The organism is Rhodococcus sp. GA1 (assembly GCF_024321955.1).
GTDB lineage: Bacteria > Actinomycetota > Actinomycetes > Mycobacteriales > Mycobacteriaceae > Rhodococcus > Rhodococcus pyridinivorans.
Genome location: NZ_CP097186.1, coordinates 4,844,912 through 4,858,557 on the forward strand (window position 1 = coordinate 4,844,912; position 13,646 = coordinate 4,858,557).

Sequence of the window (13,646 nt, forward strand, 5' to 3'; positions counted from 1 at the left end):
TGCGGGGTCAGTCCAGGTCGCGGACGTGCCGGGCGGGGCTGCCCAGATGCAGCGTGTGTGGGGCACAGTCCTTCGTCACCAGCGAGTTCGCGCCGATCACCACACCGGCGCCGATGCTCACGCCCGGCATGATCACCGCACCGGAGCCGATCCACGCGCCGTCGCCGATGGTCACCGGCTCCCCCGTCAGCGTCGACGCGCGCTGTTCGGCGGTGCCCATGCGGTGGCTGCTGGTGAGCACCCGCACGTGGTCGCCGAGGAACACCCGCTGCCCGAGGGTTATGTCGGCGACCGTGTCGAAATAGCAGCCGTGGTTGACGAACGAGCCCGCGCCGAGGGTGAGCCGGCCGAGGCCCTGCACCACCACGCCGGTGTGGATCAGGCTCGGCGGTGCGGCGTCGACACCGGCGCGGCGCAACCACTTCCAGCGACTCGAACCGGAGATCAGCGGGTTGCTCGCGAGCGCCACCGCGATCGCCTGGGACCGGTAGGTGTGAGAGCGCGCCACGACGTCTACCGGCCTGCCGTGTCGTCGGCGGGATCGAGCGCACACGCCAACCCGACGGTGCCGGTGCGGCCACGACGCACCACGCTCGCGCCGACGATGATCCGGCCGAGCAGCCCGTACTTGCGGGCGATCACCGACCGGGCGTGCGCCGAGCCGTCGGCTTCGAGCACCTCCCCGGTGCCGGGCACCGCCGCCGACTTCGGGTTGCCGCGCGCGTCGCAGATCGCCAGGGACACCCGCGGATCGCGGCGCAGTCGCCGCACCTTGTAGGCGTCGGCGACCGTCCACACCAGCAGCCGGTTCCCGTCGGGCGCCGCCCACACCGGGGTGTCCACCGCGCTGCCGTCCTTGCGGTAGGTGGTCAGCAGCACGAACTTGGCGGCGGCGAGGTCCGCGAAGGTGGGGGTCGTCGACTCGGGCATGGCCACCACCCTACAAACCGCACGGTCTCACGGCACCGCTCGTCCCGCCGGCGCCGCGTTCTACGCTGGCGGTCATGGCCGATACCGCTGTCGACGTGCACCTGCCCGCCGGGCATCTGACCTCCGCGCAGGTACAGCTGCTCGCCGAACTCGCCCACACCCACGGCGGCGGCGAACTGCATCTGACCGCCCACGCCCAGCTGCAGGTGCGGGGTGACCACGCCGCGATCAGCGCGGCGCTCACCGCCGCCGGTCTCACCGTCGACGTGCCCACCCGCGCACGGCTTCTCGTCTCCCCGCTCAGCGGCCGCATCGGCGGACACCACGACCTGCGCGAACTCACCGCCGCGGTGCTTGCGCGCCTCGACGAGCGGCCGGTGCCGGCCGGCACCGTCCTCGGGCTCGACGACGGCACCGGCGACATCGTCGCCCTCGCCCCCACCGTCGCGGTCCTCGCCCGCCCCGACGGCCGCTTCGCGGTGATCCGCGACGGCGCCGACACCGGGGTGCGCGTCGACCCGCAGGACGCCGCAGAGGCGCTGCTCACCCCACCGACCGACCCCACCGGGGATCCGGAACCAGTGCCCGAGCAACCGCGGCCACCGATCGGCTGGCTCGACCAGCCCGACGGGGCCGTCACCCTCGCCGGCGGGCTGCCCAGCGGGATCCTCCCCGCGCGCCTGGCGGAATTCCTGGCCGCCGTCGAACGTCCGGTGATCGTCACCCCGTGGCGGTCGGTGCTGCTGTGCGATCTCGACGAGTGGACCGCCGAACAGGTGGTGCGGGTGCTCGCCCCCATGGGGTTGATCTTCGACGCCGACTCCCCGCACCTGCACTGAGCCGCCGCTGACCTGCACGAACGGGCGGACTTCGCGAACCGGGCCGTCGCCCCCGATCCGGCCCGCCGACGGTTCGGCCGCGTCTATCGTGGACGGATGAGCGGTCCGACAGCGGAATCCGACAGCTATGACGTGATCGTCCTCGGCGCGGGCCCGGCCGGGGAGAACGCCGCCCAGTACGCCATCGCCGGCAGCGACCGCACCGCGGTGCTCGTCGAACACGAACTCGTCGGCGGCGAATGTTCCTACTGGGCCTGCATGCCCAGCAAAGCCCTGCTGCGCCCCACCCAGGTGCTCACCACCGCCCGCAACATGCCCGGCGTCGCCGACAAAATCAGCGCCCACGGCGTCGAGGTACCGGCCGTACTCGCCCGCCGCGACAGCTTCACCCACAACCGCGACGACAGTTCCCAGGTGGACTGGGCCGAGGGCGCGGGTATCGACGTCGTCCGCGGCCACGGCCGCCTCGCCGGCGAACGCACCGTCACCGTCACCGGCAGCGACGGGGAGCGTCGCCTGCAGGCCCGGCACGCCGTCGTCCTGGCCACCGGCACCGTCGCGTCGATCCCGGACCTGCCCGGTCTGCGCGACGCGCTGCCGTGGACCTCCCGGGATGCGACGAATCTGCTCGAGGTCCCCCGCCGGGTGCTGGTGGTCGGCGGCGGTGTCGTCGCCTGCGAAACCGCCACCTGGCTGCGGCAACTCGGCGTCGAGGAACTCACCCTCGCGGTGCGCGGCGACCGGTTGCTGCCGCGCGTGGAGCCGTTCGCCGCCGAACGCGTCGCCACCCGCATGGCCCACAAGGGCCTGAATGTGCGCTACGGCACCGAGATCCGCTCGGTGCAGCGCCCCGACGTCAAGGACACCGGCGTCGGCCGCATCCACGGCGGTCCCGCCACCGTGGAGTTGTCCGACGGCAGCACTGTCGAGGTCGACGAGATCGTCGTCGCCGCCGGCCGCTGCCCCGCCGTGGACGGGCTCGGTCTCGACACTGTCGGCCTGACCGACGGGAAGGTGACCGTCGCCGACGATCTCACCGTCGACGGGGTCGACGGCCAGTGGCTGTATGCGGTCGGGGACATCGCCGGTCGCGCCGCACTGACCCACATGGGCAAATACCAGGCGCGGGTGTGCGGGGACGTCATCGCCGCCCGCGCCGAGAACCGCCCCACCGACGGGTCACGATTCCGGGCGAGCGCCGACCACGGCCAGGTCCCGCAGGTGATCTTCACCGTCCCGGAGATCGCCGCGGTCGGCCGCACCGCCGAGCAGGCCCGCGCCGACGGACTCGACGTCGAGGTCCTCGAGTCCGAGATCGACGTCGCCGGGGCCTCGCTCGCCCGCGACGACTACGCCGGACACGCCGCGCTCGTCGTCGACCGCGCCACCGACACCCTGGTCGGCGCGACCTTCGTCGGTCAGGAGGTCGCCGAACTCGTCCACGCCGCCACCATCGCCCTGGTGGGGAAAGTGCCGCTGGACGCCCTGTGGCATGCGGTGCCGTCCTACCCCACCATCAGCGAGATCTGGTTGCGGCTGCTCGAATCCCACCGCAGCTGACCGCTTCTCGAACGTGCAGTTGTCGTCGTGACACGCCGCGTGGCGACGAGAACTGCACGCCGACGGTCAGCGCGGCAGACGCCGCCACACCGCGCGCGGCAGCAGGCGCATCCCGAAGAACACCGACGACATGCTGCGCCGCACCCTGCGCTCCCCCGACGGTGCCGAGGGCACGCAGTTCCCCGCGGTCTACGTGCATTTCGGCACGTAGACCGGCGACTTGTTGGAGCCCGGGCCGACGATGAGCGCGGGTTGCCTCCGGTGATGCGGACGCCACGGACCTCATCAACAGCGGTGACTGTCACCTGATGCGCCGGTGCCGCCACCTACCTGCTCACCGTTAGTTTCACGCCCGTAGTTCCCTGGCTCCGACCGACACCACCACCAGGACGGTGGGTTTGACAATGTGACGGCCGACCGGCGCGGACGACATCGTGAACGATCGAAGATCGTCATTCCGATTCCCTGTCGATGTCCTTGTCGGCTCCCCGCGCCGGTGAAGGACAGTCGGACCGTAGGCTGGGACCAGGACGCGAGCGAGGGAAGGAGGCGATTGTGCTGGTAGGTGTGCTGGCCACAGTCCTCGGTTGTCTGCTCCATAAATGGGCAGCCGTGGCAGCCGCTCGACTGAATTTCGGCTCTCGGTTTCCTTATCTGTGGGGCATGTATCCGGTGCGTCCGACGCGTCGGGTCAAGCGCGCTCAGACAGCAGGGTGGCTGCTCAGCATTGTCGGTGCGTTCGGTGTCGCGAGGCGTTGTGGAATACGGCCCCTGGACGGAGTCTCGACGCCGTCCTCTCCATACTCGTCGTGGTCAACGCAGGTCCGAATCTCGTCACGACAGTCATTCATAACCGCACTGTTCCCCAACCTTGAGCAGTGGCGGTATCGGCTGTCGGGAACTTTCGCTCACGAATATTCAACATTCCCACAGACATCCGGCTGGTCCTGCAAGGTCGTGGACGCGATCGAGCGCTCCGAGACGGGCTGGACACGGACAAACGTCTACCTCGGGGTGCACGAGCGACGATGACCCTAGTCTCGGAAAGGTGCCTTTCGGAGAACTGGTCGCTCCGTCTCTGGGGCGGTAGGTGGACCCCTACCCGCAACGTCGCTGCTGAGGGGACCCCTGTGACTTTCCGAGACACGTCTCGACACCGATATCGTCCGGGTGTTCGCGCTGGCAGGTGTCGCCGTCGGCCTGATCTTGTATGTCGCTGCCTTCTTCATCACCGCACCGACCGAGGTGTGCATGACTCGACTGACATCGCACATGACCGGCTCCGAGGCAGTGGTAGCGACCTCAGCGAGCGCCGACAAGCAGTGGGTGGGGATCGTCGCATCCCGCTGTCAGTGGACGTTCGCGACCGGGCCCCACGCCGGCGCTTCCGTGTCCGAGCATGTCGTGGAATGGGGGCCGTCGGCATTGGCGATCGTTGGCCTTGTCGTCGCGGTGGCCGGCGTGGGGAGCTGGATGTGGTTCCGCACCAAGCACATAAATGTTGCGCGGACCGACCGCGGGTGACGTCACATCACGGAGGCGCGGATCGAGCGAGCGACACAGCAGACTCGGGGTCGTCTACCGATGCTGAATGCCGTTGTCGCTACGACAATATTTGTCAGACCTGCCCCTGGTTCTGCAAAGTTATGGACGCGATCGGCCGGTCTCCGGCACCGTCCCGGTCCAGAAAACGCGCTCACCTTGGGTTTCGAGGCTGATGGTGCGTAATTGGCGATTAGCAGCACTGACGTCGCACAAACCATGAGTGACAAGGGTCAGCGTCAAGTTATCGTGCGGTTTCGCTCAGCTGTAGGTGTCGAGATGCAGCGAAGATTAGCGAGATGGGCGGGGCAGATTAACTGGGCCGACGGCAGCTTCATAAGGCTTCTGAGCTGCGGTTTCCCGGAATGAAACCCTGACCGGCGCTCACGTCTCACCGAGCCTCTGTCAATCTGTAGCGGCGTGTCCTGTCAATCTTCACTGCATCTCGACAGTGTAGGTTCCGCCGGAACGTGTCATTTCTAGATTCCGTTTCGGTAGGGCGCCCTCATCTCCGCATTTCCCCAGTTCAGGGGATCAGGAACACAGCGAGACGGGGCCGGAATTTCTGAGGATTCCGACAAGTTCGTTCTCGATCCACGGGTAGTCGCGGAGCACCCAAAAGAAATCTGATGCCGTTACGAACACAGAATCGCGATCACCTCGGTATTTGGAAGTTACCGCACCAGTCGAGAGACGATGCATGTTCCGGAGGTTTCCGTGCCAGCTCCTGCCCCTGGCCGATGCGATACGGAAGGCTAGCTGTATGAGGCCATGACGTTGGTGACACCGGTCCGGAGTTTGCTCGCGGGCGGCCGATTACCGACGGCAGTATGCGGACGATGATAGTTGTAGTGCACATTCCACACCTGTAGCGACTGGGCGCGTTGCCGTTCGCTGACCCAGACGCGGGCGTAGAGGAACTCCTCGGCCAGAATCCGGTTGTAGCGCTCGACCTTCCCGTTGTGACGAGGGGTGTACGGGGTGATCCGTTGATGCCGGCCACCGTGGAGCACTTTCGCGAAGTCCTTCGCCCGGTAGCAGGACCCGTTGTCGGTGACCACCCGGTGGATGTGCACGATGCCGTGGGCGGCGAAGAACACCCTCGCCCGGTGCATGAACCCGATTGCCGTGGCGGCTTTCTCGTCGGCCAGGGCCTCGGTGTAGGCGAGGCGGGAGAACCCGTCGACCGCCGAGTGCAGGTAGACGTAGCCGGCGCGGGCACCGGCGGTCTTGGCGCGCTCGACTTTCTTGGCCTGATCCGAGCCCTTGCCGTGGACCCGCCAGCCACCGCCGTCGGGGATTCGGCCGACTTTTTTGATGTCGACGTGCACCATGTGGCCGGGCCAGCGGGCGATGATCCGGCGTGGCTGGCGGTTGTTCTCGCCGTTCGGATCGAGGAACCTGCGCCGGTTCAAGCCGAGGTGAGCGAGGTGCCGACTGACGGTGCGTACCGAGATGCTGATGCCGTCGGCGGCGAGCTCGTGTGCGATACGAGCCGCGGACCACTTGTGCTTCCGTCGCAGGGTCTCGATCCGCGCCACAGTCTCGGCCGGGGTCGCGGTGGGCTGGTGGTGCGGGACGCTGGGGCGGTCGAGCAGGCCGAGTTCACCGTGTTCGCGGTAGCGGGCCATCCATTTGCTGGCGCAGGCCCGGGAGATCCCCATCTCGGCGGCGACATGGGACAGCGGACGAGTCTGGCACCGCTCGACGAGACGGCGGCGACCTTCGACGGACAGCGGGGCGTTACGGCACCTCTCTGTGTCAACCGGGAAGCTGCGTCCGGGGTTGTAGAGTTGCCTGTGGTGGGTCCGGGAAGTGACCGATCCGAAGTGCCGGTGTGCGGGGTGTCAGCCGGCCGCGCAGGACATGAGAGCCGCCCCCGACTGTCCTCCCGGATCTGCCGCCAGCGCCGTTGCCGCATCGCGGAGGAGCTGTCGGTAGACGACATCGGACAGTTTTCTCTTCAAGCAGCGCAACGCTTCCCGGTGGCTCTTACCGGCTTTTCTTTTCCGTTGGTAATAGGCGCGGCCGGGGGTGTCTCGGCTGATCTGGGTGATGGCCATGATGTGCAGGCAGCAGTTCAATTGCCGGTCACCGGCGCGGGAGAGCCGGTGCCGAACGACATCGCCGGAGGACGCCTCGATCGGAGCGGTACCGGTATACGAGGCGAACGCGGCCGCGGACCGAAACCGGTGGATCGATCCGACCCGGGCGACGATCTTGCCCGCGGTCAAGTTCCCGATCCCGCACAGCTCGGTCAGTGAGCTGCCGGATTCAGTGACTGCAGATTCGATATCACTGGCGGCCTTGGAGATCCGCCGGTCGAGTTGTCGCACCTCAGCGACCAGGTCCACCGCCAACCCGCGAAGTGTTCTATCGGCGACGTCGCGCGGACGCACCCGGCGCAGCATGTTGGCGGCCTGGTCGGCGGTCAGTCCCCGGGGAGCGCCCGCAGCGATCAGGTGTGTAAGCACGACGTGGAGCCGGTTGACGGTTTGGGTGCGCGTCTTGACCAGGTCGTCGCGGTGCTCGACGATCGCCCGTAGCGCGATAACCGCGGCGTCCATCCGGGTTGTCTCCAGGCCCTGTGCGGTCCACGCAGCGACCCCGACGGATATGGCGTCGGCATCGTCGCTTTTACGGCCGTGGCCGGTGGAGAGCAACCTCACCCGAGCGGCAAGCTTGGCGGGGACGTCGACCACGTCCATGCCGTCCGCATTCAAGCGCCTGGTCAGCGGGGCCCCGAGACCGGTAGCTCCCTCGATGGCCCATCCGGTGTCCGACCAGCGCCCTGCGAATCGGCGTAGCCTTCGGTATCCGTCGTCGCTGACCGGAACTCGGAGGGTGGCCAACGGCCGCAGCGAGGCGTCGACCGCAGCTGCGGTCCACGACACTTTGTGCGGGTCGATGGCGATCACCACCGGAGTTGTGCAGTTGTTGAGTTCCTGCGTCATCACCACTCCCTCGACTCGATTCGATTCGATGAGCGAGGAGGGCACACCAACTTCCGGCTATGCAGACCTCTCTCGAGCCACTCCCCGCGGCGGAGATGGCCGGACCGCATGCCGTAACTGAGTCGACCCGCAACGGGCGACAGGTGGAGCATGAGCGTTGCCCGACCACCGCCTCGGACATCATGGCTGCAGACCACGACGCCTGCACCAAATTGAACAAGTTGGTGGAGCACGGACGGGTTCTTTCGTTCGGCGGATGAGTTGGTGGTACTTCCCATCCTGCCGTCGGAAGGCCCGTCCGCCTTCGTCAGCCCCTGGTGGTGTCTACAACGTCATGACCCGCAACAGCTAGCGGCGGTGTGTACTAATTGACTGCTGCGCGTCGATGTCGGCTACCGCTGAACCTCACCGCGCTGGTCCAGAGCAGATTCCCGGACAATGCCGGCGGTGAGCTATCGCGGTGAGAGCGGTCGACGTGTTTCGCCCGGGCTACCGCCGTCAACAAAGGATCTCCGACCTTTCCGAGAAGTGTGTGCGACACAACTGCGTTGACTCACTCGTCCTCGGGCCTTGTCGGGGCCGGAATGTAGGGTTCATGGGTGAAGGTTCAATCGACTGACCGTGAGGACGTAGGTGAGCCGGTGGCCGTACATGCTTCGGGAGGCAACGGTCGGACTGCGTCCGCTCTCACATCGCTTCCGGTCGATGATGTCCGACTCGACGACCTCGATCGACTGCTGATAAACGAACTTCAGCACGATGGAAGAGTGCCGTTCTCTGATCTGGCTCGGCTCACCACCAGTACCGAGAAGACGATTCGGCGCCGTGTCAACCGCCTGATCGCCGAGCGCTACCTCACTATCTCCGCTGTGACCGACCCCACCCTGCTCGGCTTCGGCGCCCTTGCATTGGCCATGATCACTGTCGGGGACTCCGGGGACCTGTCGGCATTGGCCGAGGATTTGGCGGGATTCGAGGAAGTTGACTACGTCACGATCACAACGGGTCGGTTTGGTCTACAAGCTGAGTTGATCTGTGTCGATTCCGCGGAGTTACAGTCGGTCACTCGCCGTATCCATCAGTTGGCAGGTGTGCTGAATGTCGAGTTGCTGGCATACCTGCGCGTGCATTACCAACAGGCAGAGATGACTCCCTCCACGTCCGGCACATCCGGCCTGGGGGTCCGGCCGCGGGTGTTGGACGACCTGGACCAGAAGATCATCGCCCGACTGGCCGCCGACGGCCGCATTTCGCTCCGCGAGATAGCACGAGACGTTGATATGTCGGAAGCTACTATACGGCAACGCTATTCACGCCTGTGCGAGTCCCGAGCTGTGCGCGTCATGGCTATCGTGAATCCGCTGCGCATGGGCTATCGATACACCAGCTGGGTGGGCATTCGAGTGTGTGGATCGAGTCGTGTGCAGGACATTGCCGAGATACTTGCCGATCTTCCCCACGTCAGCTACGTCGTGCTGACTGCTGGCCGTTTCGACGTCCTGGCTGAAGTGGTCAGTTCATCAGGCGGAGAACTCATCTCGTTGCTCGATGACAGTATTCGACCGATTCCCGGTATCGCCGTGACGGAGACATGGGTGTATCAGGATCTGTTCTACAAGCCGCTGTATCCGCGTTGACCTGGCGAGGGCCCGATCCTTTTAAGATGTCGGGCCCACCGCCAGGTCAGCGATATACGCTGAGGTCGTGCAATGCGGCGAACTCACGCCCGTCGTTCTCGTCGAGGACTTCCCCCTGATCGTCGACGAGTCGGCATGCGCCTGCAACGGGGGCGTAGCCATGGGCGACGAGGACCGCCAACACCCGTTCCCACACAGTGGCCGCGAGTCCTGACTGGTGCGGCCGGCACCGGACGGGAAGCACGTGACCAGGGCGCCGTAGGTCCGAGGTCGTGGTGGTGGGGTCGGCGAGGGTACGCAGGGTAAGTGCCCGATCGAATGCCGAGATACCGGTTCCGACGCCGACAGCGTCCACGGCAACAGTGAAGTCCAGACCACTGAGTTCCGTGGCGAAGACGGGCTGATCCGGTATCCGTAGGCGGTCGAGATCGTCAGCGTGCATCGCTGCGTGGATCAGACCGGATGAGAACCGGATGGCGAACGCCATTTGTTGTGTTGTGACCGCCTGCGCGTTAGCGAACAGTACTGCTCCATCGTGGTCGAGGAGAACTCCCATCCCGTCGGCCTCCAGACTCCCTGGCGCCGCGGCAGTGGTGTGATCGAGGACGAATGACGTCATGGCGTGCTCCTCACCAGACATGGGTGGCTGCTGTTCAGCCCTGCGCTGCAGTCGGGTGAAGGGTTCATCGGAAGGCCACATACTTTGCCTCCAGGTATTCCTCGATCCCCTCGCTTCCGCTTTCGCGGCCCAGCCCGGATTCCTTGACCCCACCGAATGGTGCGGCCACATCGGAGATGATCCCCCGGTTGACTCCGATCATTCCGGCATGCAGAGCGTCGCTCACACGCCACGCCCGCTCGAGACCCTCGGTATAGATATAGGCGGCCAGACCGTATTCGGTGTCGTTGGCGAGTTGGATACCCTGCTCTTCGCCGTCGAAGCCGACGATCGCAGCGACCGGTCCGAAGATCTCTTCCTTGAGCAACTGGGCAGTAGGCGGAACCTCGGCCAGAACTGTCGCTGCGTAGAAGTAGCCGGGGCCCTCGACCGACTTTCCGCCGACGGTCGCCGTGGCCCCCTTCGACAACGCGTCATCGACCAGCGCGGTGACGGTGGATCGTTGCTTGTCGCTGATCAGCGGCCCGAGCTGAACACCTGATTCGGTACCGGGTCCAATCGTTACTGCTGCCATACGTGCACTGAGTTTCTCGGTGAATTCCGCACGGACCCGGTTGTCGACGTAAATGCGATTGGCCGCAGTGCATGCCTCGCCGCCGTTGCGCATCTTCGCTGCCATGGCGCCCTCGACCGCTGCATCGATGTCCGCATCGTCGAAGACGATGAAGGGCGCGTTACCGCCCAACTCCATCGACGAGGTCATCACGGATCCGGCGGCTTGTGCGAGCAATCTCTTGCCCACTGCCGTGGATCCGGTGAAGGTCACCTTGCGCAGTCGTGCGTCACTGAACATCGGCGCGGTCAGCTCCGCGGCACTGCGGGTGGGCAGTACCGACAGAACGCCGGCAGGAAGACCGACGTCAGCGAAGACCTTCGCCAGCAGGAGCATCGTCAGCGGGGTTTCCTCAGCAGGCTTCAGGATCACCGGGCACCCCGCCGCGAGGGCCGGCGCGATCTTCCTGGTCCCCATGGCGAGGGGAAAATTCCACGGTGTGATCGCCAGGACGGGCCCGACCGGAGTCTTGGTGACCAGGATCCGACCGTTTCCACTGGGCGAGCGGGTGATCCGACCGTTGATACGTACCGCTTCCTCGGCGAACCAGCGCAAGAAATCAGCACCGTAGTCGACTTCACCGTAGGCCTCGGCTAGGGGCTTGCCCATTTCGAGGCAGATCAACAATGCGAACTGGTCACGCAGTTCGGTCACACGTTCCCAAGCAGCATTAAGCAGTTCGGCTCTGATCCGCGGAGCTGTCCCGGCCCACTCGTCGGCAACGGCCACCGCCGCGTCGAGCGCGCGACGCCCGTCCTCCGGTTGAGCATTGGCGACCGTCGCGAGTACCTGCTCTGTCGCCGGATCTACAACGTCAAAAGTGCTCGCGTCTGCAGCCGGTAGCCACTGGCCGGCGATGCACAGACTGGTAGGAACCGATGCGAGCAGGCTTGTGCGGTCGATCACCTCGGTGTCTCCCCGCAGATTCGTGTCAGGGCGACCCGGTGTGGTGTTCTCGGTGTCCGTCATCGCGTACCTCCGGTGTAGACCTGTTCGCCGCCGAGGAGCACGTCGGTGACTCGGATGCAGAGAAGGCGGTCCGGGTTGGCTGTTAGCGGATTGTCATCGAGGACAATGAGATCCGCATACTTCCCGGTCTCGATGGTTCCGCGGGTGTCGTCGATTTCCATGGCTTGCGCGGCGGCGATGGTGTGCATCTGCAGCGCTTCGTAGGTGGTGACCGCCTGTTCGGGTGAGAGCACCTGACCATGGAAGGTCCGGCGAGCGACGGCACTGGCGATGCTCAGGAACGGGTTGGTCTGCCCGACTTCGGAGCCCACCCACACGTCAGAGCTACCGGAGATGGGCCACCCGTCGTCGAGCATCCGTCGGAACGGGAATTGCCGCTCTCGGGCATACTCGCCGAGATAGTCGGGCATGAATTCGCCGAAGTTGTAGATGAACACTGGCTGCGGCACCGGCACGATCGCCGCAGCCTTCCATGCTGCGGACAGAGCGTCGTAGTCGGGAACGAAGTTGCCTGCATGTTCGATGCGGATCCCGGGGCCGTCGGTGAGTTCACCGGCAGCCTTGGCGAGCGCCTCACAGACCGACAACTGTGCCCAGTCTCCGTTGGCATGGATCGCCAACTGTAGGCCGGCGCTGCGCGTGGCGCGTGCGATCTCGGCGACCTGCTCGACAGACAACGCCAGCTCACCGTGTGAGTGGCTGTCGTCGGCGTAGGGCTGGGACAAGGCGGCGCGTTTGGCGGAGTATCCGCCGTCGGCGAAGACCTTCACACCTCGAATTGACATTCTCTCCGGCGGCGCGGTGAATTGCGTCCACTCGGCGTGCGTGCATGCTTCTTCGAGAGTGACTGTGCCCGGTGCCCACAGGTAGACGTGCATGCGCACGCCGATGCGTTTCGCGGCGATCGCCCGGTCGAAGGTCCGCAGGCCGTCCACAGACTCGGAGATCTCCCCGATGGTGGTCACGCCGTTGGCGGTGAACAGCTCGGTGATTCCCTGCTCGAGTGCCTTCTCGATCTCGGTGTCGCTGAGGCTGGGGAACGGGATGAGCTTGTCCATCTCGGTGATGACACCAGTAGGTTTGCCGGCTTCGTCACGTTGGACGGTGGGCTTGCCGGTGATGCTGTAGTCGACCGCCTCGTATTCGGAGGTGATGCCTGCCAGCTCGAGTGCGCGGCTGTTGAGGATGCTCAGATGACCCCCTGCGCGCACTGCCACTGCGAGTTCCGTGCTAACCGAATCAAGTTCTCCGCGGGTGGGGAATCGACCTTCGGCCAGCTTCTGATCGAAGAACAGGTTGGCCTGTCCGACGAGCCAACCGTCGCGGGCCTGCGGGATGGAATCCCGAAGCCTTTGCAGTACGGATGGGATGTCAGGACATTCCGGAGCACGCACATCGACCATCTGGTACGTCGCCTTGGCGGCGACCTCGCTGTGCGCGTGCGGATCGACGAAACCCGGCATGACGGTACGGTCACCGAAGTCGTGGACCACGGTGTGCTCACCGATCCACGGCTGCGCCGCATCGGCTGGCAGCACCGCGGCAATCTTTCCGTCTCGGATACACACGGCGGTCCGCACGCCCGGTTCGTTCTCCTCACCGGTCATGGTGAGAACTCGATCGGACAGGACAACGGTATCGGCGCTCGGTGTGTTCATTGGGTGAGTTCCTCGCTCGCAGCAGCAGCGGCCCGTGGGACGTGGAGGACCGTGACGCCGGCGCCCGCGAAGCGGTCGAGGTCCTCGACCGAGGCCGTGCCCGCTGGCGATCCGAATGAGTCTGCCGCGGCCTGAGCATCGGCGAAAGTCATTCGCGCAATCACGTAGTACGGTGCGGCCTCGTTGTCTGCATCGACTTTGCCCCAGGTGAATTCGATCAGTCCCGGAAGCTGGTGGACCAGGTGAACGTGGGTACTCGCGTAGTGCTGGTCGAATGACGGCCGGTCCTCGGGATGGTTGTAGAGAACGATGACGTCGTGCACAG

At 65.6% G+C, this 13,646-nt stretch carries 12 protein-coding genes; 4 read left to right on the forward strand and 8 right to left on the reverse strand.

The window, feature by feature from the left end; translation table 11 throughout:
* Positions 1-7 precede the first annotated feature (7 nt).
* Complete coding sequence (locus tag M3330_RS24440) at positions 8-508, reverse strand: DapH/DapD/GlmU-related protein (RefSeq protein WP_006550018.1); 501 nt, start codon at positions 506-508, stop codon at positions 8-10.
* Positions 509-513: 5 nt separating this feature from the next.
* Complete coding sequence (locus tag M3330_RS22595; RefSeq protein WP_039586457.1) at positions 514-930, reverse strand: PPOX class F420-dependent oxidoreductase; 417 nt, start codon at positions 928-930, stop codon at positions 514-516.
* Positions 931-1,004: 74 nt separating this feature from the next.
* On the opposite strand from M3330_RS22595, the gene M3330_RS22600 reads away from it, so the two are divergent.
* The 3 genes from M3330_RS22600 (at position 1,005) to M3330_RS22610 (ending at position 4,853) form a co-directional block, all read left to right on the forward strand.
* Positions 1,005-1,769: a precorrin-3B synthase gene (locus M3330_RS22600; protein WP_255026419.1), complete on the forward strand. Its 765-nt coding sequence runs from the start codon at positions 1,005-1,007 to the stop codon at positions 1,767-1,769.
* Positions 1,770-1,865: 96 nt separating this feature from the next.
* Complete coding sequence (locus M3330_RS22605; protein ID WP_255026421.1) at positions 1,866-3,329, forward strand: NAD(P)/FAD-dependent oxidoreductase; 1,464 nt, start codon at positions 1,866-1,868, stop codon at positions 3,327-3,329.
* Between the two features lie 1,251 nt (positions 3,330-4,580).
* Positions 4,581-4,853, forward strand: a complete 273-nt coding sequence (locus M3330_RS22610; RefSeq protein ID WP_157126969.1) for a hypothetical protein — start codon at positions 4,581-4,583, stop codon at positions 4,851-4,853.
* A 773-nt stretch (positions 4,854-5,626) separates the two neighbouring features.
* Here M3330_RS22610 and M3330_RS22615 read toward each other — a convergent pair.
* Positions 5,627-6,607 carry an IS481 family transposase gene (locus M3330_RS22615; protein ID WP_255029009.1) on the reverse strand — a complete coding sequence of 327 codons (981 nt, stop codon included), beginning with the start codon at positions 6,605-6,607 and terminating at the stop codon, positions 5,627-5,629.
* Between the two features lie 111 nt (positions 6,608-6,718).
* Positions 6,719-7,825: an IS110 family transposase gene (locus M3330_RS22620; protein ID WP_041803832.1), complete on the reverse strand. Its 1,107-nt coding sequence runs from the start codon at positions 7,823-7,825 to the stop codon at positions 6,719-6,721.
* A 599-nt stretch (positions 7,826-8,424) separates the two neighbouring features.
* Between M3330_RS22620 and M3330_RS22625 the strand changes: the two genes are divergently transcribed.
* The gene (locus M3330_RS22625) at positions 8,425-9,462 is read left to right on the forward strand and encodes an Lrp/AsnC family transcriptional regulator (RefSeq protein WP_100167941.1); all 1,038 of its coding nucleotides are present in this window, start codon (positions 8,425-8,427) and stop codon (positions 9,460-9,462) included.
* A gap of 46 nt (positions 9,463-9,508) precedes the next feature.
* On the opposite strand, the gene M3330_RS22630 is transcribed toward M3330_RS22625, so the two are convergent.
* Genes M3330_RS22630 through M3330_RS22645 form a run of 4 tightly spaced genes read right to left on the reverse strand, consistent with a single transcriptional unit; the run spans position 9,509 to position 13,644 of the window.
* Positions 9,509-10,162, reverse strand: coding sequence for a 3,4-dihydroxy-2-butanone-4-phosphate synthase (locus M3330_RS22630; RefSeq protein ID WP_006553257.1), 654 nt, complete (start codon positions 10,160-10,162; stop codon positions 9,509-9,511).
* Entirely contained in the window at positions 10,146-11,600 is a 1,455-nt protein-coding gene (locus tag M3330_RS22635; protein ID WP_039958322.1) for an NAD-dependent succinate-semialdehyde dehydrogenase, read from the reverse strand. The genes M3330_RS22630 and M3330_RS22635 overlap by 17 nt, the downstream gene beginning before the upstream one ends.
* A gap of 59 nt (positions 11,601-11,659) precedes the next feature.
* Entirely contained in the window at positions 11,660-13,321 is a 1,662-nt protein-coding gene (locus M3330_RS22640; RefSeq protein WP_006553255.1) for an amidohydrolase, read from the reverse strand.
* The gene (locus tag M3330_RS22645) at positions 13,318-13,644 is read right to left on the reverse strand and encodes an EthD family reductase (protein ID WP_006553254.1); all 327 of its coding nucleotides are present in this window, start codon (positions 13,642-13,644) and stop codon (positions 13,318-13,320) included. Before M3330_RS22645 ends, M3330_RS22640 begins: the two co-directional genes overlap by 4 nt.
* Between the last annotated feature and the right edge of the window lie 2 nt (positions 13,645-13,646).

What these genes read in the sequence shown, in the direction of transcription:
- M3330_RS22630 (WP_006553257.1), bottom strand. Translation starts at nt 10,162, where the DNA reads ATGTGGCCTTCCGATGAACCCTTCACCCGACTGCAGCGCAGGGCTGAA.
- M3330_RS22600 (WP_255026419.1), top strand. Translation starts at nt 1,005, where the DNA reads ATGGCCGATACCGCTGTCGACGTGCACCTGCCCGCCGGGCATCTGACC.
- M3330_RS22605 (WP_255026421.1), top strand. Translation starts at nt 1,866, where the DNA reads ATGAGCGGTCCGACAGCGGAATCCGACAGCTATGACGTGATCGTCCTC.
- M3330_RS22595 (WP_039586457.1), bottom strand. Translation starts at nt 930, where the DNA reads ATGCCCGAGTCGACGACCCCCACCTTCGCGGACCTCGCCGCCGCCAAG.
- M3330_RS22640 (WP_006553255.1), bottom strand. Translation starts at nt 13,321, where the DNA reads ATGAACACACCGAGCGCCGATACCGTTGTCCTGTCCGATCGAGTTCTC.
- M3330_RS22610 (WP_157126969.1), top strand. Translation starts at nt 4,581, where the DNA reads ATGACTCGACTGACATCGCACATGACCGGCTCCGAGGCAGTGGTAGCG.
- M3330_RS22620 (WP_041803832.1), bottom strand. Translation starts at nt 7,825, where the DNA reads ATGACGCAGGAACTCAACAACTGCACAACTCCGGTGGTGATCGCCATC.